24 protein-coding genes are annotated in these 22854 nt (G+C 41.7%); 10 read left to right on the top strand and 14 right to left on the bottom strand.

Translation table 11 applies throughout. The features are described from left to right. Window positions 1-96 precede the first annotated feature (96 nt). Window positions 97-1137 carry a serine hydrolase domain-containing protein gene (locus ABJH64_RS11830; protein WP_348274738.1) on the top strand — a complete coding sequence of 347 codons (1041 nt, stop codon included), beginning with the start codon at window positions 97-99 and terminating at the stop codon, window positions 1135-1137. Between the two features lie 322 nt (window positions 1138-1459). Here ABJH64_RS11830 and ABJH64_RS11825 read toward each other — a convergent pair whose 3' ends face one another. The 3 genes from ABJH64_RS11825 to ABJH64_RS11815 all read right to left on the bottom strand — a co-directional run bounded on the left by ABJH64_RS11825 (window position 1460) and on the right by ABJH64_RS11815 (window position 3969). After that, the gene (locus ABJH64_RS11825; protein ID WP_348274739.1) at window positions 1460-1819 is read right to left on the bottom strand and encodes a response regulator; all 360 of its coding nucleotides are present in this window, start codon (window positions 1817-1819) and stop codon (window positions 1460-1462) included. Window positions 1820-2023: 204 nt separating this feature from the next. Further along, complete coding sequence (groL, locus tag ABJH64_RS11820) at window positions 2024-3652, bottom strand: chaperonin GroEL (protein ID WP_348299775.1); 1629 nt, start codon at window positions 3650-3652, stop codon at window positions 2024-2026. Window positions 3653-3690: 38 nt separating this feature from the next. After that, window positions 3691-3969 (bottom strand): co-chaperone GroES, encoded by a 279-nt coding sequence (locus ABJH64_RS11815; protein WP_086542933.1) that lies wholly within the window; start codon window positions 3967-3969, stop codon window positions 3691-3693. A gap of 214 nt (window positions 3970-4183) precedes the next feature. Here ABJH64_RS11815 and ABJH64_RS11810 point away from each other — a divergent pair, with 214 nt between their 5' ends. Beyond that, entirely contained in the window at window positions 4184-4894 is a 711-nt protein-coding gene (locus ABJH64_RS11810; protein WP_348299776.1) for a hypothetical protein, read from the top strand. A gap of 241 nt (window positions 4895-5135) precedes the next feature. On the opposite strand, the gene secG is transcribed toward ABJH64_RS11810, so the two are convergent. The 8 genes from secG to ABJH64_RS11770 form a co-directional block, all read right to left on the bottom strand. After that, window positions 5136-5501, bottom strand: coding sequence for a preprotein translocase subunit SecG (secG, locus tag ABJH64_RS11805; RefSeq protein WP_348299778.1), 366 nt, complete (start codon window positions 5499-5501; stop codon window positions 5136-5138). 12 nt (window positions 5502-5513) lie between these two features. Continuing rightward, window positions 5514-6836, bottom strand: a complete 1323-nt coding sequence (locus ABJH64_RS11800) for a hypothetical protein (RefSeq protein ID WP_348299779.1) — start codon at window positions 6834-6836, stop codon at window positions 5514-5516. A gap of 33 nt (window positions 6837-6869) precedes the next feature. Beyond that, window positions 6870-7409: an LptE family protein gene (locus ABJH64_RS11795; RefSeq protein ID WP_348299780.1), complete on the bottom strand. Its 540-nt coding sequence runs from the start codon at window positions 7407-7409 to the stop codon at window positions 6870-6872. Then, window positions 7393-8682: a sigma-54 dependent transcriptional regulator gene (locus tag ABJH64_RS11790; protein ID WP_348299782.1), complete on the bottom strand. Its 1290-nt coding sequence runs from the start codon at window positions 8680-8682 to the stop codon at window positions 7393-7395. The genes ABJH64_RS11795 and ABJH64_RS11790 overlap by 17 nt, the downstream gene beginning before the upstream one ends. Beyond that, the gene (miaB, locus tag ABJH64_RS11785; protein ID WP_348299784.1) at window positions 8679-10157 is read right to left on the bottom strand and encodes a tRNA (N6-isopentenyl adenosine(37)-C2)-methylthiotransferase MiaB; all 1479 of its coding nucleotides are present in this window, start codon (window positions 10155-10157) and stop codon (window positions 8679-8681) included. The genes ABJH64_RS11790 and miaB overlap by 4 nt, the downstream gene beginning before the upstream one ends. A 239-nt stretch (window positions 10158-10396) precedes the next feature. Beyond that, the gene (gene dinB, locus ABJH64_RS11780) at window positions 10397-11509 is read right to left on the bottom strand and encodes a DNA polymerase IV (protein WP_348299785.1); all 1113 of its coding nucleotides are present in this window, start codon (window positions 11507-11509) and stop codon (window positions 10397-10399) included. Continuing rightward, window positions 11499-12749 carry an anthranilate synthase component I family protein gene (locus ABJH64_RS11775; RefSeq protein WP_348299786.1) on the bottom strand — a complete coding sequence of 417 codons (1251 nt, stop codon included), beginning with the start codon at window positions 12747-12749 and terminating at the stop codon, window positions 11499-11501. Before ABJH64_RS11775 ends, dinB begins: the two co-directional genes overlap by 11 nt. A gap of 61 nt (window positions 12750-12810) precedes the next feature. Beyond that, window positions 12811-13533 carry a YceI family protein gene (locus tag ABJH64_RS11770; RefSeq protein WP_348299787.1) on the bottom strand — a complete coding sequence of 241 codons (723 nt, stop codon included), beginning with the start codon at window positions 13531-13533 and terminating at the stop codon, window positions 12811-12813. Window positions 13534-13667: 134 nt separating this feature from the next. Here ABJH64_RS11770 and ABJH64_RS11765 point away from each other — a divergent pair, with 134 nt between their 5' ends. The 7 genes from ABJH64_RS11765 (at window position 13668) to ABJH64_RS11735 (ending at window position 19938) form a co-directional block, all read left to right on the top strand. Then, on the top strand, window positions 13668-14180 hold the full coding sequence (locus ABJH64_RS11765; protein ID WP_348299788.1) for a gamma carbonic anhydrase family protein: 513 nt from the start codon (window positions 13668-13670) through the stop codon (window positions 14178-14180). 98 nt (window positions 14181-14278) lie between these two features. Beyond that, window positions 14279-14791, top strand: coding sequence for a hypothetical protein (locus ABJH64_RS11760; RefSeq protein ID WP_348299789.1), 513 nt, complete (start codon window positions 14279-14281; stop codon window positions 14789-14791). Between the two features lie 242 nt (window positions 14792-15033). Continuing rightward, window positions 15034-15747 (top strand): alpha/beta hydrolase-fold protein, encoded by a 714-nt coding sequence (locus ABJH64_RS11755; RefSeq protein WP_348299790.1) that lies wholly within the window; start codon window positions 15034-15036, stop codon window positions 15745-15747. A gap of 22 nt (window positions 15748-15769) precedes the next feature. After that, window positions 15770-16726 (top strand): hypothetical protein, encoded by a 957-nt coding sequence (locus ABJH64_RS11750; protein ID WP_348299791.1) that lies wholly within the window; start codon window positions 15770-15772, stop codon window positions 16724-16726. A gap of 22 nt (window positions 16727-16748) precedes the next feature. Beyond that, window positions 16749-17867: a carboxylate-amine ligase gene (locus ABJH64_RS11745; RefSeq protein WP_348299792.1), complete on the top strand. Its 1119-nt coding sequence runs from the start codon at window positions 16749-16751 to the stop codon at window positions 17865-17867. A gap of 43 nt (window positions 17868-17910) precedes the next feature. Beyond that, on the top strand, window positions 17911-18741 hold the full coding sequence (locus ABJH64_RS11740; RefSeq protein WP_348276588.1) for a GMP synthase: 831 nt from the start codon (window positions 17911-17913) through the stop codon (window positions 18739-18741). A gap of 6 nt (window positions 18742-18747) precedes the next feature. Beyond that, window positions 18748-19938, top strand: a complete 1191-nt coding sequence (locus ABJH64_RS11735) for a hypothetical protein (protein WP_348276589.1) — start codon at window positions 18748-18750, stop codon at window positions 19936-19938. A 207-nt stretch (window positions 19939-20145) separates the two neighbouring features. Here ABJH64_RS11735 and pyrE read toward each other — a convergent pair whose 3' ends face one another. Further along, a complete protein-coding gene (gene pyrE / locus ABJH64_RS11730; RefSeq protein ID WP_348276590.1) occupies window positions 20146-20790 on the bottom strand; it encodes an orotate phosphoribosyltransferase in 645 nt (214 codons plus the stop codon). 99 nt (window positions 20791-20889) lie between these two features. On the opposite strand from pyrE, the gene ABJH64_RS11725 reads away from it, so the two are divergent. Further along, window positions 20890-21576 carry an NUDIX domain-containing protein gene (locus ABJH64_RS11725; RefSeq protein WP_348276591.1) on the top strand — a complete coding sequence of 229 codons (687 nt, stop codon included), beginning with the start codon at window positions 20890-20892 and terminating at the stop codon, window positions 21574-21576. On the opposite strand, the gene coaD is transcribed toward ABJH64_RS11725, so the two are convergent. Both coaD and ABJH64_RS11715 read right to left on the bottom strand, forming a co-directional pair. Continuing rightward, on the bottom strand, window positions 21564-22019 hold the full coding sequence (coaD, locus tag ABJH64_RS11720) for a pantetheine-phosphate adenylyltransferase (RefSeq protein WP_348276592.1): 456 nt from the start codon (window positions 22017-22019) through the stop codon (window positions 21564-21566). The genes ABJH64_RS11725 and coaD overlap by 13 nt on opposite strands. Window positions 22020-22032: 13 nt before the next feature. Then, window positions 22033-22851 (bottom strand): DUF3822 family protein, encoded by an 819-nt coding sequence (locus ABJH64_RS11715; RefSeq protein ID WP_348276593.1) that lies wholly within the window; start codon window positions 22849-22851, stop codon window positions 22033-22035. Between the last annotated feature and the right edge of the window lie 3 nt (window positions 22852-22854).

Genomic DNA, 22854 nt, shown 5'->3' with positions numbered 1-22854 from the left:
TGCGGATTTTCAGGTATTATCTCTATGGTTATTTTTAAAATTCTAGAAACGAAATTTCTACCGATTATTTTGCTAAAAAGAACCCTATACACATGTTTGTCCTTTTTTGTCTTGTTCAATTCCAATGCTCAAGGGCTTTATTTTCCCCCAAATGAATCTGAAGAATGGAAAAAGCAACCCTTGCATGAGCTGGGCTGGGATGGAGTGAAGATGGCTGAGTTTTTGGCTTGGCTTCCAACTCAGGATACTAGGGCATTTATAATTCTGAAGGATGGGAAAATAGTGGTGGAAGAATACTGGGGCTCCAAACTTACGGGAGTGGGAGAGATGGATCAGAGTTCTTATTGGTATTGGGCATCAGCGGGTAAGACACTTACTGCGACGTTGGTAGGAATAGCTGAAAATCAGAATTTATTGAAGACTTCTGATAGGACACAGAAGTACCTTGGCGAAGGCTGGACCTCTTTGACCAGTAAGCAGGAACGAGCAATACGATTGAATCACCAACTTACTATGACCACCGGGCTGGATGATAGAGTAGCTTCTCCAGATGCAATAAGTCCTGGTTCATTGACCTTTTTGGCTGAGCCAGGTAAGAGGTGGGCCTATCACAACGCTCCTTATACTTTGCTGGAGGATGTAATTAAAAATGCTTCAGGAATGAGTTTTCAGAACTATTTCCAGGATAATTTGGGAGAAAAAATAGGGATGAAAGGATTCTGGCAAAAGACCGGTGCCAATAATGTATTCTATAGCAATGCGCGATCCATGGCAAGATTTGGGCTTTTATTACTGGCGAAAGGGAATTGGAATGGAGAGAAGATTTGGTCAGGAGATTTCTTTGATGAGCTTTCCCAATCCTCTCAAAACCTCAATCGAAGCTACGGCTACCTCACTTGGCTGAATGGCAAAAGCTCCTACATGATCCCTCAGTCGCAGACAATTTTTCCAGGGATGTTTGTGCCGAATGCTCCTGAGGATATGTACCAGGCGTTGGGAAAAAACGGGCAAATGCTGATGGTGATTCCTTCTGAAGGATTGGTGATAGTGCGAATGGGTGGTGCAGGAGAAGGATCTCAGATTCCTTTTCTCTTAATTCGAGATAGTTGGGAAAGGTTGAAGCCAGTTATTGAATAGGAATTTTATCGGAGATCTAGCCAGTCAATTTAGCTTTTATGATTATCCGCACTAATGCCAGTCACCTTATATTCCTTGCTTATCTGGTTGGAAGACCGATGACCGAAGCGGCCTCAATTCTTAAGTTTAACATTTGCTACATTGCTTATTCCACCTTACTGGTAGAAATGCGGATAATCATATTAGCTTTTTTGCTTGGGGTAGTTGGAAGACCGATTATAGCAGAACCTCAATTTTTAAGGTTAGCTTTTCCTCGATAGTTTGAGCGGTCTATATGGCAGAGAAAAAAGGATTACCTTATTATTGATGCTAAAAACTGAGCTTAGGCGTACTTTTCGAGTTGAGCTCTTATCTTTTCTAAAGTCAGGGGCTTTTCTAGAAATCCTGACACTGAACTGTAGCTTTGGGCTTTTAATCTATCCAAGTAATCAATAGAGCTAGAGAGTATTACTATTTTATCGATTCTTTCAGGATGTTGCTCCTTGTATTTTTCTAAAAATTCCCAACCATTCAGCACTGGCATATTAATATCCAAAAAAATAAGAATAGGTTGAGTTGGGTCAATGTCATTTAATTCAGCCAACGCTTCTTCTCCTTCAAGAAACTCCACAATATTCTTAGCAACCTCTACTTTTCCAAGTAACCGTTTATTGATAAGATTATTAATGGGATCATCATCCACTAGAAAAATGGTGTCAAAAAGGATCATTCAGAGCATTGAAATAAGAAAAGCGCGTGTTTGTTTAGGCCAAAATACGATTAAAACTCATCCAAGAAAAAGGTTTAACATCCTTTTTTATTTTAATTCCAATTAGCATCTGCTAGTCAGGCAATAAAAAAAGGAAGTCCCTTAGGACCTCCTTTTGAAATACTGTGAGGGGTATGATTACATCATGCCACCCATTCCACCACCACCCATTGGAGGCATTGATGGACCTTCTTCTTTTACGTCTGCTACCACGCACTCGGTAGTTAATAGAAGTGCTGCAATAGATGCTGCATTCTCAAGAGCTAAACGAGTTACTTTAGTAGGATCGATTACACCAGCTTCGAACAAGTCTTCATAGACGTCAGTTCTAGCATTGTAACCATAGTTACCTTTGTTTTCTCTGATCTTATTGATCACTACAGAAGGCTCACCGCCAGCATTGGAAACGATAGTTCTCAATGGAGACTCGATCGCCTGTCTGATGATGTTGATACCTGTATCTTCATCTTCGTTAAGACCTTTCAGGTTATTAAGTGCTTCGGCAGCTCTTACAAGTGCTACACCACCACCTACTACCACGCCTTCTTGAACGGCAGCTCTAGTAGCGTGAAGTGCATCATCTACACGGTCTTTCTTCTCTTTCATTTCTACTTCAGTAGCAGCACCTATGTAAAGGATAGCTACGCCGCCAGAAAGCTTAGCAAGTCTTTCCTGCAATTTCTCTCTGTCGTAGTCAGAAGTAGTTTTTTCGATTTGAGCTTTGATCTCAGCGATTCTACCTTTGATAGCAGCTGCATCACCAGCACCATTCACAAGAGTAGTGTTGTCCTTGTCAATGTTGATTTTCTCTGCTCTACCAAGCATGTCGATAGTAGCGTTCTCTAGTTTGAAACCTCTTTCTTCGGAGATTACTGTTCCGCCTGTAAGGATAGCGATGTCTTCCAACATTGCCTTTCTTCTATCACCAAAACCTGGAGCTTTCACAGCTGCCACTTTCAAGGCACCTCTAATTTTGTTCACTACAAGTGTAGCAAGAGCTTCTCCGTCCACATCTTCGGAGATGATTACCAAACCTTTGCCTGACTGAGCTACTGGCTCAAGGACTGGAAGCAATTCTTTCATCGAAGAGATCTTCTTGTCGTAGATCAAAATGTAAGGCTGCTCCAATTCAACTTCCATTTTCTCCGTGTTAGTCACGAAGTATGGAGAAAGGTAACCTCTGTCAAACTGCATACCTTCCACAGTTTTCACTTCAGTTTCAGTACCTTTTGCTTCTTCTACAGTGATTACACCGTCTTTACCTACTTTATCCATTGCATTAGAAATCATAGTTCCGATTTCTTCGTCATTGTTAGCAGATACGGTCGCTACTTGAGCGATTTCTTTAGAAGTAGAGATTTGCTTTGAATCAGCCTGAAGTTGCTTCACAACAGCTGAAACTGCCTTATCAATACCTCTCTTAAGGTCCATTGGATTAGCTCCGGCAGCTACGTTTTTGATACCTACTCCGAAGATGGATTGAGCTAGTACAGTAGCAGTAGTAGTACCGTCACCTGCGTTGTCAGCAGTTTTGGAAGCTACTTCTTTCACCAACTGAGCGCCCATGTTTTCGATTGGCTCTGCCAATTCGATTTCTTTGGCTACAGACACACCATCTTTAGTGATCGTAGGTGCTCCGAATTTTTTATCAATGATCACATTACGACCTTTAGGTCCCAATGTCACTTTTACTGCGTCTGCAAGTGCATCAACGCCTTTCTTCAGTTGATCTCTTGCACTTGTGTTGAAAAATAATTGCTTAGACATAGTGTTACTAATTTGAGTTAACGATTAAGGATGATTTATTAAAGTATTGCAAAGATGTCCGACTCTCTCATGATCAGATAGTCACTGCCTTCTACGCTTAGCTCAGTACCGGAGTATTTACCGTACAATACTGTGTCGCCAACTTTAACAGTTAAAGGCTCATCTTTTTTGCCATTTCCTACTGCTACTACAGTACCTTTTTGTGGCTTTTCTTTAGCGGTATCTGGGATATAAAGTCCAGAAGCTGTTTTCTCTTCAGCTGCAGCAGGTTGTACCAAAACTCTGTCTGCAAGAGGTTTGATGTTCACATTTGACATAATATAAATTCGTTTAAGGTTAGATTAAAATGTACTTGCCTACTAGCACTTCCTGTGCCAAGGAAGGAATGAAGACAAAGGCTGACAAATAGGCTGTCAATCTAGGTCAATGAGGAGGCAGCTATGGTTTTTTGTGGCAGTAAGGCCTGACAATTTTGCTCAATGCATTTTGGAATTGTCAGAAATTCGTAAATTAAAATCAAACCTATACCCTATGGCAACTCTCTCTAAAAACTGGATTACTGAAGGCTTGATAGATTTTGAGTATAAAAAATACCAATTGCTGGCCTATTTACAGGAAACGAATAAGCACTTCAATGCTATGAAACTTTACCCCGACCTAGCGGAATTGATCGATCATTACCGGGATTTGAATGAATTGAAATCTGGGAAAAAGGAGCTGAATAGCATGTTTCCGAAGGCATTGAACTCTATAGACTTCCAAAAAGGAAAGTTGAACTATCAATCCAAAGTGACCGAAGATGGATTGATGAAAGAGCTCAGCTTGATCACGGATTTTGCCTTGCCCAAGATTACTTCCAAAATTGAAGAGGGCAAAACTATCTATGATTATGTGGAAGGCCAACTAGAGTTTGAGCCTGTGGGGATAGTTCCCATCTACAATCAGGAAGGTTATATTTTACTTTCCAGAGAAAAGAAGCAGGACATTCATGCTTTTCGCTACCAATCAAGCTTGTTGCATTTTGCAGGGGAGAAATTTCGAAGCATAAGTATGTGGCTAGTGGGCATATTTCAGCGAAGCCTCGTGAATACGATGGAAAAGATAAAAATGGAACTTATCCGCGAGATCAAAGAACTTCCCAACCCTGCGACTTGGCGGATTCACAGCCAGCAGGAATTCCCTATTGAAGAGACTTTGGTGCCGATTAGCAAGAGGCTTCTATTGAAGTCTGTTTCGGTGTAGGGCGTTTCCAAAAAAAATAAAAGAACAATTGCTGAAATAGAGTTATAGGGTTGTCTGTTCCTATGATGTATTTAAAATGCATTTCACAGCCTTCCCTCATGTTTCTCAAGTTCAGGTTCTGGAAAAGCAAGATACCTGTGGTTTAGTGGTGATCCCTCAGTAAGCATCGTAGTTAAAAAAAACAAAAAAAAGTCTGCCCTTCAAGAAGAGCAGACTTTCGAATGTTTGTAAACTTTACTACTTAGTTTCCTGAAGTAGTGTCAGCTTCCGCTGGAGTTTCTTCAGTAGTAGCAGGAAGCAAGTTTTCAGTATCTCCAAAAGTAGGAGCGACTACTTGTTGCTTTGCGCTATCGATGTTTGGAGAAGAGAATTGGTTAGACTGAGAGTCTGTGTAGAAAGCAGAAGATGCCAACGACAATACTAAAATTGACACTGCCAAGATCCAGGTAGCTTTCTCAAGCACATTTCCCGTACGAGTAACACCCATGATCTGAGTGGCACCACCACCAAATGCTGCACCAACTCCACCTTTGGAGTTTTGACCTAGGATCACTAAAATCAGCAGAACCGCTAAAATTAGAATAATTGTAATCAATAAAATAAACATATAATCTGGGTGTTAATCTTTCAGTTTTTCAATCAAGTCCGCAAAGTAAGCCCTTTTATCCGGAAACTTCAATACCAATTTCTCATAAATTTCTTTGGCTAGCTGCTTCTTACCTTGACTGGCTAGAATCTTCGCATAAGATTCTGACATTAGCTTATCATTGATCGTGGTACTAGCCGCCGCCAAATTCTCCGTATTTTGATTTGCTTCGATTTCCTTGATGGTAGCCAGCTTGATGGATTTTTTGCTGAAAGCCTTGATCAGGTCCATCTGCTCTTTCTTTTTCTCGTCAAGTATTACCTTCTTTTCCTTCTGCTTGATTGTTTCTATCAGGTCATCTTTCGGCGGCTTTCTTCGTTTAGGCTTGGGTTTTACTGGCTCTGTTGTTACTTCTACAGCGGTTGAAGAAATAGGAGACGCTTGTGTTGCCTCAGGTTTTACTGCCGGTTTGAAAGTTGGTTCTGGACCTTTGGAACTATCTTGATCGGTCCTTTGAATTAAGGTTTTCAGCCAAATTCTATCTGGACTGGTAATAGCAGCATACCCAAGAGCAGCTGGTTTTTGGGATGAGTCTTTCAAAAATTCATACCGCGCAGTGAGTACATGAGGAATTTGAAAGTAGGGGAAATTCTCCTGTACTTTTTGCAACTGCAGCAGTTCATTCCGATCTAAAGTATCTCCTTTTTGGATTATTTCTAAAAATTGGCTTGCGTTCACGGGACTATTTTTTTTGGCTTCAATATAGGTATAATTCAAGTTTGAGGCAGTGGAAGCGAAGATATCCTGAATGATTTTGAAAATCTCATTCATCATAGCAGCTTCCACCTGAGGAAACGTGGTGGACTTGGGATCGTAATCTTTGAAAAAAGTCAACGGTTTTTTCAGCGTCTCTTTTTCGTTGATAGGTGAAGTGTATTCTACCTCAAACACAATAGTGACCCGCATGCTCGCAGCACTGAGATTATACCTCAGGGGAGTATTTCCTGCAATTAGATTTTCGGCTACGTCGAGTTCTTTTATAGACTCCAACTTGACCTCCCTTTTGGAGATTCCTTTGATGTATTCGATCTGCTTCTTTCCTTGAGCAGCTGTTTTATGCTCGGCCTTTTTTTCTATCAGTTGCTTCAGCCAAACCCTATCCGGACTGGTGATGGCTGCAAAAGCAAGTGCCGATGATGGAGCAATTGCCTTTGTCTGATATTCATAACGAGCTCTGAGGATATATGGAATTTGAAAATATGGAAAATTTTCCTGTACCCTTTGCAATTGATCTAGCTCTACGGGACTTATAGAATCAGCTTTTTGGAGGATTTCTAAAAATTGGGCAGAATTCAATTCGATTATCTTTTTAGCTTGATAATTAGTCTGTTACCAATTGGCTACGGTAGCTGTAAAGATATCCTGGATGATATTTTTGAAAATCTCCTCAACCAGATCATTTTCTACATCCAACAAAGTGGATGTTCTAGGATCGTAATCTTGGAAGAAAGAAAAGCTTTGCTTCAGGTTTTCTTCTTCGTTCGTAGTATTGATGTATTCCACTTCTACTCGGATAGTCAGACGCATGGTGCCTGCCCGATCGGGCAAGTTGGGGTCGCCACTGGATACGGCAGCCTGAGGAGTCACCGCGTACTGGGTGATAGCCCCCATAAACTGTAAGTTTCCATTGGTTCTGACGAGTTCTAGCTGAGTATTTCTCTGGTAATATTCCTTCAGTGACTCTGTGAATGTTTGCTCAATATTCGCTGGTCCTCCTCCGGCATCATTAAAGAAATTATCCACTGAAAATGTCTTCACCAAATTGTAATCGATGTTAGTACCTGTGAAGCTGTATTTGACTGAGCAACTCTGGAACAGGAGAAAGATCAATCCAACTGCAAGGATGCTGAGCTTATTGGTCGATCTCATATTGCTTTATTTTTCTATATAGTGTGCGTTCGGATATGCCAAGGTCATTAGCGGCATATTTTCTTTTATTGTTGTGCTTGCGCAAAGCTCTTAGAATCATCTCCTTTTCTTTCTTTTCCAAAGAAAGAGAATTATCATCCTCCTCATGGATAATGTCTTCTATGACGTCGTCCTCGTATTCATCGTTGTTCGATGTGTTTGATTTTTGAGAATCGATCACTAGAGGAACGTAGCTGGATCCGGACTCAGTAGTTTCTTTGGGATTGAATCCTCCATCCAAATCTTCAAAAAGACCCTGATGCTTTTGAATGATATTTTGGCTTAGGCCACCATTTTGGTAGGTTTCCAGCACCAGTTTTTTCAAATCATTCATATCTTTTTTCATATCAAAAAGCACTTTGTACAGGATATCTCTTTCGGAGAAATCTGAAGAATCCGTGTTTTTTGAGGAATTCGGAAGTGCCATCGGTAGGCGTGAATTGTCCGAAGGTAGGTAGTTCGAAAGGGTCTGCGCTGTTACTTCCCGATCTTGTTCCAAGAGGGAGATTTGCTCGGCAATGTTTTTCAGCTGACGAATATTTCCCGGGAAGGAATAGCGCATCAAGGCAGCCTGTGCTTCCGGGTCTAAACTGATAGGTTTTACTTGATATTTCTCTGAGAAATCTGAAGTGAATTTTCTGAAAAGCAAGACCATATCCTCTCCTCGCTCTCGCAAAGGCGGTACAAAAATCGGGACGGTGTTCAGTCTGTAGTACAAATCCTCTCTGAACTTGCCTTTTTCCACGGCATTGAGAAGCTTGACATTCGTGGCGGCAATTACTCTGACATTCGTCTTGAGCACCTTGGAGGATCCTACTTTGATGAATTCACCGTTTTCTAATACTCGCAGCAATCTGGACTGCGTGCCAAGGGGGAGCTCTCCGATTTCGTCTAGAAATATAGAACCTCCGTCAGTGACTTCGAAATAGCCTTTTCTTGCTTCATGTGCTCCTGTAAATGAGCCTTTCTCATGGCCGAAAAGCTCCGAGTCAATCGTTCCTTCCGGAATAGCTCCACAGTTGATTGCGATAAATTTGCCATGCTTACGTAGGCTAAGGGAATGAATAATTTTCGAAAAACTTTCCTTACCACTCCCGCTTTCTCCAGTGATCAGCACGGTCATGTCAGTAGGTGCGGCTTGCATGGCTACTTGAATCGCATGATTTAAAAGTGGACTATTGCCGATGATTCCGAAGCGTTGCTTAACGCTTTGTATTTCCGGATTTGCAATCATGATAGTTCTGGGTTTATTTCTATTACCTCACCGAAAAGCGTCGCAGGCGTACAATCTGTTATTTTCACTTTCAAATAATCGCCCTTAGTGTAGTTCCCTGCCGGTACGATTACTACTTTGTTTGCCGAGTTTCTTCCCTTGTAATCGGAAGCCGATTTTTTGGATTCGCCTTCTACCAGAATGATTTGTTCTTTTCCTAGGTCAAGTTTGTTTCTCAGCAGAGAGGTCTCGCTTTGCTTTTTGATCACTTCCGAAAGTCGTTGCTTTTTCACTTCCATAGAGATATCGTCGGGATATTTCTTTGCTGCCAAAGTCCCTGGACGTTCAGAGTAGTAGAACATGTAGGAGAAATCGAACTTGACGATGTCCATAAGGGAAAGTGTGTCCTGATGCTCTTCCTCCGTTTCGCTACAAAATCCGGTGATGAAATCAGATGAAATTCCGCATTCTTCTCCCAGGATAGCCTTGATCTTGGATACCCGCTCTAAATACCATTCCCGGCTGTAGGTTCTATTCATCATTTCCAACACACGAGAATTTCCGCTTTGGGCTGGCAAATGGATGTATTTACAGATGTTGTCGTACTTTTTAATAGTATAAAGAACTTCGTCTGTGATATCTTTTGGGTGAGAGGTGGAGAAGCGAACTCGAAGAGCAGGATTTACCTGCGCCACCATTTCCAAGAGATTGGCAAAGTTGATTACCGTACTCACTTCCTTTTCTTTTTTATTCAGTCGGGCTTTATTGTTTTCCTCAGGAGACCATTTGTAGCTATCGACGTTTTGTCCGAGTAAAGTAACTTCTTTGAAACCTTTTGAGAAAAGATCTCTAGCTTCTTCGACGATGGAGTGGGGATCCCGACTTCGTTCTCTTCCTCGGGTAAAAGGTACTACACAGAAGGAGCACATGTTGTCACAGCCTCGCATGATGGACACGAATGCCGTCACTCCGTTGGAATTCAATCGTACAGGAGAAATATCCGCGTAGGTTTCCTCGCGGGAAAGAAAGGTGTTGACGCCTTTTTGACCGTCTTCAGCGCTGGAAATTAAATTGGGTAAGTCACGGTAGGCATCTGGACCTACGACGATATCGACCAATTTTTCTTCTTCTAAGAATTTATCTTTTAATCGCTCAGCCATACAGCCGAGAACTCCTATGGTCATTCCTGGTTTAGCTTTTTTAGCTCGCTGGAAATCTGTCAGACGTTTTCTGACGGTTAATTCGGCTTTTTCACGGATGGAGCAGGTGTTGAGGAAAATGACATCTGCCTTGTAGAAATCGGAAGTAGTATCAAATCCCCCATCTTTCATGATCGCTGCTACCACTTCTGAATCTGCGAAATTCATGGCGCAACCGTAGCTCTCGATGTAAAGTTTTCTGGTTTTGCCGGTATTCTCATCTGCTGAAGTTCTGTAGTCGGTCGCCTTGGCTTCCTCTCCGGAGATGATGTCAATATCTGCAATCAAATTATTCATAAAATTATAATTCGTCTATTAAGGGCCCTATGGAATCTCACCTGCTTGCTAGTTATCCCAGTGTGAGACTTTTTAGTCAAGCCTCTCTGCCAGAGGCAGCCTAGATTTCATTTACTGTCTATCCTGCTTTCGGATGGCGAAATTAAGAAAATGCGGACAGAATGGCAGAAAGTCTGATTCTTTATTTTACTCTTTTAAGATCATTGGTGCTTTATCTCTTCAAGAAGTACATGTGGGAATTAAGGAGAATTGACTTCAAACGGAATCTTCAACTGCTCTCCAAAATGCTGGTGCTCTTCGATAATATTAAGATTGGAGAGTCCCAGACCGAGTAATCTGATGGATTTATCGAATGGTTCCTGAGTCAACAGTTCCTGAGCGATATGCCAGATAAGTTCTTCGTTGGGATATTGTTCCTGAGTTTTGCTGCGAGTCTGCTGCGTGAAGTCTGAAAACTTAATCTTCAACGTGACTGTCCTGCCATTAATCCCTGATTTCTTTATTCGTCGGATTAACTCATCGTAGATATTTCGCAGCTCTAGGCGAAGTTCTTCGTCCTCCGAAAGATCCCGTTCGAAGGTGTTCTCTGCACTAATCGACTTACGGATTCGGTGGGGTTGTACTTCGGAGAGGTGAATTCCTCGGACGATATTGAAGTAGTGAATGCCAGACTTGCCAAATTTTCGAGTGAGGTATTGCAACGAAAATTGCTTGAGGTCTTTGCCATTGTGGATTCCCAGACTTCCCATTTTCTCGGTAGTTACTTTCCCTATCCCGAAGAATTTTTTGATGGGTAATTTCTCTAAGAACTCCTCAGCCTCTTCCGGGAGAATCACAGCCTGTCCATTGGGTTTGTTCAGATCTGATGCGATTTTGGCTAGAAACTTATTGTAAGAAACTCCCGCCGATGCATTCAAGCCTGTTCGTTCATAGATCATCTGCCTGATTTGTTTCGCTATCAAAATCGCGGATTTCAACCCCTTCTTGTTTTCCGTCACATCCAAAAACGCTTCATCCAAAGACAATGGCTCCACCAGGTCTGTATATTCATGGAATACTTCTCTGATCTGACTGGAAATTTCCTTGTATCGATCGAATCTAGCTGGCGCAAAGATAAGCTGAGGACACTTCCGAGCCGCCAATATCGAAGGCATAGCAGAATGCACTCCGAATTTCCTAGCCTCATAACTTGCGGCCGCAATTACTCCTCTGGCGGCATTTCCGCCCACCACGAGCGGTTTTCCTCGCCACTCAGGATGATCGAGCTGCTCCACAGAGGCATAAAAAGCATCCATATCTACATGGATGATTTTCCGGATAGGAGGAAGAGTTATTTCTTTTTCATTTTCCACGAAGCACTTCTAAGATTGCTTGAGCTTTGAGTCCGCATTCTTCGTATTCCTGGGTTGCATCGGCATCGAAAGTGATCGCACTACCTACTCCAAAGTATAATTTTTTTGCTTCCAAATCAGCAATAATACTCCGAATGACTACTGAGAAATCAAAATCCCCATTCTCTTCGATCACTCCAAAAGCTCCAGAAAACCAGCCTCTTTTGAAGCTTTCCAGTTCTTCGATGATTTCCATCGTTCGGATTTTTGGTGCGCCCGTCATACTTCCCATGGGAAAAGAAGCCTGAATGATCTCTGAGAAATTCACGTCTTTTCTCAACGCTGAAGCTACAGTACTGATCATCTGAAAAACCCTCGGCAAGGGATAGATGCCAAATAACTCAGTGACTTGTACCGAACCCACCTGGGAAACCTTGGAAAGGTCATTGCGCATGAGGTCTGCGATCATCAGATTTTCAGCCTGCTCTTTTTCGCTAGTTGCTAGCGTGGTGATGTTCCTGGCATCTTCTGCGGGGGATTCACCTCGCTTGATTGTGCCTTTGATGGGTTGAGCGATTAGTTTTGCGCCAGATTTTTTGAGGTAACGTTCGGGTGATGCAGATACTAGCCATTGGGATTTGGCTTTGAAAAGTGCAGAAAAGGGCATGGGAGAAAGCTCGTTCAGCTGAAAAAAGGCTAAGATGGGATCCCAAGTTTCGAAAGAACCTGAGTAGGCTTGACAAAAGTTACACTCGTAGGTATTTCCTTCTATGATGTGGTTTTGGATGGTTTTTACTTTTTCTAAATAACTTTCTCTAGTGAGTTGAGGACTGACTTCACAGGTGGTGTTTCCATTTTTTGGGAGGCGTATGTTTTCTATTTTTTCCAAAAATCCTTCAGTCAACTCAGTATCTGAATAAACCTGATTCTTTTCAAAAGTTAAGGAAAGCGAAGGCTGAAAAAAACAAAGTTCAGGGAGATCGAAAAAGCTGAAATTCTCACTTTTCAACTTTTCTAAATGATTTTTAAAATCATAGCCTATAATTCCAACTTTCCTGAAGTGGAGATTTTCACCCCAGATTTCAGATTCGGTCAATAACCTATTTCCTGCAAAAAATTGACTTGAAAATGGGGATTCGGGGTATTCGTAGCTATTTCCATTAGTTAAGGCAAAAAACTCGTAGTGGGTATCCGCCCAACGGCAGAGTTTTTCGATCCATTGAGGACTTGGGATAGCGTAGCTGTAGTTGGAGGTCTTCATTGGTATCACAAAAAAAGAGGAATCCTGTGAAGAATTCCTCTTTTCAATAAGTTTGTTGAGATTAATTGGCTTTTACATCCAAGATCAAGCCCACATTATTGTAAACGAATTTGTCTTTGGCTTTGTCAGCTACAGTAGCTTCATCGCCGTAAGAAAGACCCCATTCTGTTCTATCGATGTTGAAACCAGCTTTGGTAGTCACCACTCCGTCAGTTACGTTAATTGTAGCTGGGAATTTGATGTTTTTGGTAGTACCTCGCATGGTCAAGTTGCCGCTTACCCAGTAATTTGGTGTTGCAGGGGAAAGTTCTGTGTTTGACTTAGGAGTGAACTCAGAGTTGAATTCCTCTTCATCTGTGATCACGTCATCAGCAGAGAAAGGCTCTACAGAAGTGATTTCAAAAGTAGCTGTTGGGTGGTTTGCAGCATCAAAGAAATCATCTGACTGAAGGTGTCCATGAAGTTTGCCGTAATTTTCACTACCTGCTTCAAGGTCATGAATCTCAAGCCCGGTGATATCGAAAGTAAATGATCCGCCGGTCACTTCGTTTCCGTTCACGATAACTGTACCAGTAGTAGCTGGTATTATTCCGTTGTGCTGACCAGTTGGCTTGTAGCCCATCCATTCGATTTTAGAAGCTTCAGTGTTCAGTGAAAGCGTTTTTCCTTCAGCTTGGGATACTTCTTGAGCCTCTGTAGTTTCTACTGTGTCGGTTGGTTTGCTGCAGGCTGTTGTCATTAGAGCAGCTGCTAGAACTAGACCTGAAAGTTTTAGAGTTTTCATTAATTTAATCAGTTTCGGTTTTTGATGTATAGACACGTAAACTCAATTTTCTCCAAAAGGTTCATTTCATAAAAGAAAAAGTGAAACTTTGTTTTAGATCGAAAAGTGACTAATACGTCTAAAATTCAATAGCTATGTCCTTGCAATTAGAAGTAAATGGTAAAAAACCTCAGTTTGGAAAGGAGTGTTGGCTAGCTCCAAACTGTACCGTGGTTGGTGACGTCATGATGGGAGAGCGGTGCACTGTTTGGTTCAACGCGGTAGTAAGGGGAGATGTCCATGAGATCCGAATTGGCAATGACACCAATATCCAGGATGGGGCGGTGATTCATTGTACCTACAAAAAAGCTGGCACTTATATAGGGAATCAGGTCTCTATTGCTCATAATGCCGTAGTTCATGGATGTACTATTCATGACCGGGTATTGATAGGAATGGGAGCCATTGTGATGGATGGGGCTGTGATTCACTCAGGAGCCGTGATAGCCGCTGGTGCGGTGGTTTTGGCGAATACTATCGTGGAAGCCAATTCTATTTATGCGGGAATGCCTGCCAAAAAAGTGAAAGACACTGGTGCAGAAATGGACGAGGTAATCACCAGAACTGCTAAAAACTATCCGATGTACGCAAGTTGGTTTACAACTTGAATGATTCTCTGACCGTTCAGGATTTATATGCGAATGGTTTATTTTTGGTAAATTTAGACTGACTCTAATTTAATGATTTTTACAACTTTACATTTTTTATGAAAATGCTCCTCAGAAGGTTAGGCAGTCGCTCAAATCTAGCTATCCTTTTCGCACTATTCCTTCTCTTTATAGTTTTGTTAAACTACTACATGCCGAGAAGTTTGGCTTTGGATGTCAAGTTTGCCTACACGGCTGATGAGGCTTATACCACTTTGAAAAGTATGGGGCCAGCACTTCGAGCTGAATACTTATACATTATCTGGGTGTTGGATTCTACTTATATGGTGATCTATTTGTTGTTGTTCTCGAGTTTGATTGTTAAGTTTTTGAATAATAAGTTAATCGCGATCTTGCCCTTATTGATTTTTATATTCGATCTGCTGGAGAATATCATGGTAACGAGTCTATTGCTTAAATATCCTACAGAGAGTCATATTTTAGGGTTTGTTGCCTCTTTTTTCACTACTACCAAATGGCTTATAGTTGCTGTTTTTTGGATCACTTTTCTGGGTAGCCTCCTGCATCATTATCTCCTTAAAAATCAGCCAAATCTAGATTTGAAACGATAAAAGCTGAATTTTTTATAAAATACCTCTTCTCACTTCCTTTTCTTTTCAGGAAATTTTGAGTAGTATTTGAAAGTGAGAGAAAACCACTGGTTTTTGATTGGATGTTAAAATTTTGTTTGTGAAATCTTGCCAGCTTTAATTTATTAGGTGCGGGCATTTTTTACCTTATGAAAAAATCATCAGTAAGATGACTTCCTACCGCTGTAAAACTGGTGCCGCCAATTCAAATCAAATTTGTGAAAATGAAAGAAGAATATTTAAGATGGTTTTCTCCCCACCTACAGCGGGATGTAGAAATGTTGGTGTTCGGACACGCCGGTTATCCGGTGGTGTTATTTCCTACCTCCAAAGGCTCGTTTCATGAAAACCGGGATATGGGGTTGGTGAATTCAGCTCATTGGTACCTAGAACAAGGGTTGATACGAATTTATTGTCCGGTGAGCAATGACGCGGATAGCTTTTATAATAAGAATATTCATCCTCATGACCGAATACAGCATCATGTGGCGTATGACAATATGATTTGTCATGAACTAGTAGAGCGTATCCGGCTGAATACTTCGATGGCGAAGGTGGTTATGGCGGGCTGTAGCTTTGGTGGATATCATGCCGCAAATTTTGCTTTTCGGCATCCGGGATATGTGAGCCACATGTTTAGCATGTCGGGAGCTTTTGATATCAGGGACTTTATGGATGGGTATCAGCACGACGATATCTATTACAATAATCCGCTCGAATACTTACCTGGACTTCATGACCAAGAACTTTGGAAGATGGATATCGTCCTCGGAACCTCCAATTGGGACATCTGTTTTGATGCAAATCTCAAGCTGCACGAAACGCTTAAATCAAAAAACATCAATCACTGGCTGGACGTGCGCCAAAACAGGCAACACGACTGGGGAGTTTGGAAGGAAATGTTCCCACATTACCTCAGCAGAATAAAATTTAACTAACTCAACAAATCATAACTTAGGTATGAAAAAAATAGGAATACTTTTCGGAATGGAGGACACTTTTCCTCAGGCATTTATAGATAGAGTAAATCAAAAAGCTGAAAAAGGAATCATGGCTGAGGCCGTTCAAATTGACAAAGTGATTCAGAATAAACTTTCTGATTATGCAGTCATCATCGATCGAATCTCACAAGATGTACCCTTCTATAGAGCTTATTTGAAAAATGCCGCATTGACAGGCACCGCCGTGATCAATAACCCTTTTTGGTGGAGTGCCGATGACAAGTTCTTCAACAATGCGCTGGCGGATCAATTGGGCGTTCCACTTCCCAAAACAGTGATTTTGCCTTCGGCTCAACATCCTGACGACACGACTTCTAAATCATTCAGAAATCTCAAAGCTCCTTTGGATTGGGAAGGTATTTTCGATTATGTAGGTTTTCCAGCTTATATGAAACCTTATGCGGGCGGTGGATGGAAAAATGTATATCGCTTGGAAGATAAAGACGAGTTTTTCAGAACTCATCCTGAGACAGGGCAACTGGTCATGATGCTACAGGAAGAAATCGTATTTGAGGAATACTTTCGAGTGTATTGCCTAGGCGGAAAAGCTGTGAAAATCATGCCTTATGAACCACGTAATCCGCATCATTTGCGCTATGTAGTAGATGGACCACCTGCTTCCAAAAAACTCTTGGCAACTGTCAAAGACTACACGCTACGACTTTGCAAAGGTCTGGGCTATGATTTCAATACCGTAGAATTTGCTGTGAAAGAAGGGATTCCTTATGCGATAGATTTTGGTAATCCTGCGCCAGATGCTGATATCAATTCTGTAGGTCAGGAGAATTTTGATTGGGTAGTGGAAGAGGCAGCGAAAATGGCTATCGCTTATGCCAAAGCACAGAAGCCTGGAAAAATGAACCTCACCTGGGGGACATTTATGAAAGATGCTGTGAGCAGTGCAAAAAGATTTTAGAATTTCAGCTTAATATATAGTCATGGCTTCATTCCAAAAAAAGCTCCCAAAGTTCACCCTGGGTGTAGAAGAAGAATACCAAATCATCGATCCTCACACGAGAGACCTGCGCTCGCACATGTCAAAAATCGTGGAGGGTGGCAAAATCACGCTCAAGGAGCAGGTGAAAGCTGAGATGCATCAGTCGGTAGTAGAAGTAGGAACTAATGTCTGTGAGAATGTAGCTCAAGCTCGATTAGAAGTGTCTTCCCTTCGCAACAAGATAGCGGAATTAGCGGCTAATCAAGGGTTGGTGGTAGGTGCCGCTAGTACGCATCCTTTTGCCAGATGGCAGGATCAGGAGATCACAGATGATCCGCGCTATCATACCATTGTGGATGAGCTGAAGGACATCGCCAGGTCCAACCTCATTTTTGGACTGCATGTCCATGTGGGAATTGACAATCGGGAAATCGCGCTGCAGCTGATGAATCAAGCCTGCTATTTTCTTCCCCATATCTATGCGTTGACTACAAATTCACCTTTTTGGGAAGGCAGGAATACGGGCTTTAAAGCTTTTCGAGCAAAGATTTTTGCCAAATTCCCAAGAACAGGCTTGCCGGAATATTTTGATTCTGTGCAGTCCTATGACAATTACCTGGAGACACTAGTCAAAACAAATTGCATAGATAATCCCAAAAAGATCTGGTGGGACCTGAGAATTCATCCCTTTTTCAGCACGATTGAATTCCGAATCTGTGATATGTGTCTCACGGTCGATGAGACGATTTGCATCGTGGCATTGATTCAAGCTGTTGTGGCCAAATTATACAAGCTTCTTTTGAGCAACACCAGTTTCAATATCTATAGAATTGCCTTGATCCGGGAGAATAAATTTCGGGCGGCGAGAAACGGGATTGAGGGTAAACTGATAGATTTTGGCAGAAAAGTAGAAGTGCCAACCCCCGAACTTATAGCTGAGTTGCTTGAATTTGTCGATGACGTAGTTGATGAGTTGGGAAGCAGAGCAGAAATCGATTACGTGCATAAGATCTTCCAGAATGGAACGGGTGCAGATCAGCAGTTAGCAGTTTTTGAAAAAACTCAGGACCTCAAAAAAGTAGTGGACATGATCACTTCAAAGTTTACTCAGGGGATTTAAGGGCTTTCATTACCTTTGCGGGCAAAAAAAACTATAAGGCAACGTGGGAAAGAAAAAATTGAACTTGGCGATCTTGGATATGTATGACGGCGAGCCAAATCAGGGGATGCGTTGTATTAAAGATATCGTGGCGCGATTTGAAAGTCAGATCAACTACAAGGTTTTTGACGTGAGAGGTAAGGCAGAGCTTCCTGAGCTTGGTGATTTTGAACTATTTATATCTACCGGAGGACCTGGGAATCCAATGGATGGGGATGGCAATTGGGATTTGAAATATTTTGATTTTCTAGATCAGATTTGGATTTGGAATCAGAATTTCAATCAGAAGAAACACATTCTTTTTATCTGCCATTCATTCCAAATGGCCTGCAGGCATTTTGGGTTGGGTACACTTACCAAACGTAATTCTACATCATTTGGCGTGATGTCCGTACACAAGACAGCTGATGGACTGAAAGACTCTTTATTGCAAAATCTCGACAATCCTTTTTGGGCTGTTGACTCGAGGGATTATCAGGTGGTGCAGCCAGATTTGAAAAAATTCAAAGTGCTGGGAGCAAAAATCATCGCTCTGGAGAAAATTCGCGATCATGTGCACTACGAACGCGCCATCATGGCCATTCGCTTTTCTGATGAAATGGTAGGAACTCAATTCCATCCTGAAGCAGATCCGGTGAGTTTTCTGGCACATTTGAAAAAAACTGAGGTAAAGGAGAAGATCATCGCGTCTATCGGTAAAATCAGGTTTAGAAAAATGCTGGAGCACATGATAGATGAGGATAAAATCTATAAAACAAACGAGACGTTGATTCCTAATTTTCTAGCTCAGTCTATTCAAAAAGTAAAAGCAACCCAAACCCTTACATTAATTTAAAATCGTATGATTGAATCCCGTAGAGCTCAATTTAATGCTGAATTTTCCACGGAGAAATATCAGGCTTTTCTTGATGATCTAGCTGCGGACTTTAATTATGCTCCTACCTTCAGAATAGCAGAAACGCCTTTTTTCATCCCAAATGAAATAAAGAATCAGCTCGTAGAGGCATGTGGCGAAGTGATCGATTTTATCAAAAAGCCTGATTTCAAATCACTCACTCAGCGCGCGATAGACTTGAATTTTTCTGTACCCAATGAGGATGCCCATTCGCAGTTTATGGCTATTGATTTTGGGATTTGTGAAGAAAATGGGCAGCTTGTTCCCAAGCTTATCGAGGTTCAGGGATTTCCTTCCATATTCAATTTTCAGTTCAATCTGTACAGGAAGTTGAAAGAACGATATGCCTTTCTTTCCGAACTGACGCCTTACCTGTCAGGATTGGATGAAGAATCTTATCTGGCTAAGCTGCGAGAAGTGGTGATCAAAGATTTTGATTCCACTGAGGTGATATTATTAGAGATAGAGCCGGAAAAACAGAATACGAAGATTGATTTTTACTATTGCCATCGAGACTTGGGCATTCCCATAGTCTGTGTGACGGAGGTTCTCAAAGAAGGGTCTCAGCTTTTTTATGTGAATCATGCTGGCGAAAAAAAGCGTATTAGACGCATTTACAACCGGGTGATTTTTGATGAACTAAATCTGCGAAAGGATCTGACATTACAGTTTAGCTTTGAGGAGGAGCTGGATGTGGAGTGGGCAGGACATCCCAATTGGTACACTAGGATTTCTAAGTTCATTCTGCCGTATTTGCAAGGCAAGTATTTCATAGAAACCATCCTTCTGAGTGAATTGAAGGAGATTCCAGAGGATTTGGAAAACTACGTTTTGAAACCTTTATTTTCATTTTCTGGCTCGGGGGTGGTTTTCAATGTAAAAAAGGCTGATATCGATGCGGTGAAAGACAAGGATTTGTACATTCTTCAGAAAAAGGTAGCCTATGCTCCCGTGATCCAGTCTCCAGAGGGTAAGGTAAAAGTTGAAGTGAGGATTTTGGTGCTATGGCCAGAGGGAGATGAAAATCCTACTTTGGTGGGCAACCTTTCTAGACTGAGCCGGGGAGAGATGATAGGAGTGAAGTTTAACAAAGACAAAGACTGGGTTGGGGGGTCAATTGGCCTTTTTGAGAGATGAAATGGCAGTAGTAATCCTTGATTTCAAAGGTGTTAGTTACCTTAAATTCTTGGCTTACTTGTTCGAAAGACAAATGACCGACAAGGACTCCTTGGTTACTTTAACCCAATTCTAGAATGCTTTTGGCTCTTTACTGTTTGAAAATCGTCCCTACGTTCTAATCAAAAATGGCAGTGATTTTTCGCTGCCATTTTTGATTTCTATAGGTTATTGTTTCCAGCTAGCTGGATCTTTTCGCCATTCGGAAAGCGAAGTGAGCGTGTCATCGGTGATGAATTTTCGTTGCACGGCCATAGGAAGAAGCGCTTCGTAATGACTCAGGCATACTAATTTCACACCTGCTTTTTCGAAGTTTTGCTGTGCCACATCAAATCCATAACTGAAAATTGCGACCATACCTAATACCTCAAACCCTGCATCAAGAAGATCTTGAGTAGCTTTTAGAGAACTTCCTCCAGTAGAGACCAAGTCTTCCACTACTACTACCTTTTGCCCAGGCACTACCTTGCCTTCTATCATGTTTTCCATGCCATGCCCTTTAGCTTTTGCACGCACATAGACGAATGGGAGGCAGAGGTCATTGGCAAGGAGCGCGCCTTGCGGAATTCCTGCTGTGGCCACACCTGCAATGGCTTCTACATTTGGGAAGTAATGCTGAATACTTCGTACGAGTTGCTCCTTGATCAAGGTGCGTACCTCAGGAAAGGAAAGGGAGAGTCTGTTGTCACAGTAGATTGGTGATTTCCAGCCAGAAGCCCAAGTGAAGGGTTTTTCAGGTTGAAGCCTGATGGCTTTAATCTCTAATAATTTATCAGCTACTTCAGCAGCTACATTCGCGTCTAAAATTTCCATACTTCAAAAATAAGAGATAAACTTAGGCCAAGGTTGTAGTAAGTGAAAAAATTATGCACTTTTGGCTAATCTCAACCAAGCCAAACTTTAGATTCGACTATGAGGATCTTCGTGAATGACAAACCATTTGATCTCATAAGCTATGAGGAACTGAACCCCTCGAAGACTTACGAGACTGTCTATCAACAGCTAGAAGAGTTGCCGTCCCATTTGCAATGGAAGGATGATGTGCTATTTCATGAACCTTCGCATGACCTGGTAATCCGACTACTTTACCTCTTGCGAACTCGTAAAATGAAGGATTTGGATTCCATCACCTTGGTGACAAAGGACAAGTCTTCTCTGAAGAAGTTTGTGAAAAGTCGCTTCTCAATCATTAAAGCAGCTGGGGGAGTGGTGACCAAAAAGGATAAGCTATTACTGATTTTTAGGCTTGGAAAGTGGGATTTTCCGAAAGGGAAATTTGAAAAAGGAGAAACGCCTAAGGAATGCGCTGTGAGGGAAGTCGAAGAGGAGTGTGCGGTGAAGGTGAAGGCAAGCAAGAAAATCTGCACTACATGGCATACCTATACTCAGAATAGAAAAAGCATACTGAAGAAGACGTATTGGTATGAGATGGATTGCATAAGCGATGCACAAATGGCTCCTCAGCAAGAAGAGGGAATAGAAGATATTCGCTGGTTTTTTGAAGCTGACGCCAAAATAGCCTTAATTAATTCCTACCCTTCGATGCGCTACTTATTCAAGCAGTTTATCAGAAGGAACCTGAAGCCTCAGACGTTATAAGGTAGAAATTCTGTCACATCGCCTCCGAATCGGTGCACCTCCCGAATAATGGTGGAGCTGATTGCAGCATATCTAGGAGAAGTAATTAGGAAGACTGTTTCCAGATCAGAATTCAGGTAGCGATTCATCTGGCTGATTGTATTCTCGTACTCAAAGTCCGTCGTGTTCCTCAATCCTCTAATCAGGAACTGTGCGTTATGTTTCTTGGCTAGGGTAGAAGTCAATTCGTTGTACACGATGACTTTCACGCCAGGAATATTTTCATAGACGCTCTCTACTTTTTTTACCATATCCTCAATCTCAAAGTACCTGGATTTCTTGGTGGAATTATAGCCAATTCCTATGATCACCTCATCAAACAAATTGAGACTTCTCATCACAATATCATGATGTCCAAGGGTATATGGGTCGAAGGAGCCTGGGAAAATAGCGACTTTTTTCATGTGAGTTTTTTGCCTAGTCGAATTGCCAATTGCTTTCAAAGAGATTGACGAACTTCAAATGCTTGAAACCATGCGTGTAATTTTGATTGGCATGCGGTGTCAATAGCCTGAAATAATGAAAATACTCTTTGCCCCATTTCTCAGTAATTCCGCTGCCATCTGTGGCTCCAAAAAGACTGATCCGAACATGGTTTCTATCAAATTTCAATTGCTCAATAAAAATCGTGACATATTTCAAAATGTCTTCCTTACTCTCGATGGAGAAGATGTTGAAAGCGGCAAGTTCCTGATTGGAAAATGCTGCTGCGTAGATCTGATTTCCAAATATGCTCACTAGAATCTCTTGATCTATCAGGTTAAACCTCTCCTTGAATAAGTACGAAAGAAAACTCACCGATCCGTGGTGAAATGTCAATTCTGAAAATCTTGCTTCCAGCGTTTTCTTCAGTTTGCTGCTGATACTGGAGAGGACCTGTAAATTATTGCTATCTAGTGGGGTGTTGAAGTAGCTTGTGTTGGATTTTTGATCTCCGGCGAAGGAGAGGTAAGTGGCTTCTTTTCCAGGCTGAAACAATACACCAGGAACTAGACTGAAGTCCGGCTGATGCAAATAGACCTTAGCCGGAATGTCCGTTTTCAACAGAGGATCCGAGACGATCAACTGTTCCAAGGAATTCCAGTCGAACTTCATGTATTCATGAATACAGATGGTCGATTGGTTCTTGTCTTTTGCGAAAATGAAGAGAAAATCAGGATACAAAAAAAGTGATAGGCTTGCTGCGTCTTCCACATCAAACCTATCACTTTTAAATACTTTAAGGTTGCTTTCCAAAAT

The sequence above is a fragment of the Algoriphagus sp. genome (assembly GCF_039969895.1).
Classification (GTDB): domain Bacteria; phylum Bacteroidota; class Bacteroidia; order Cytophagales; family Cyclobacteriaceae; genus Algoriphagus.
This window is presented reverse-complemented; position numbering and strand designations above follow the sequence as displayed.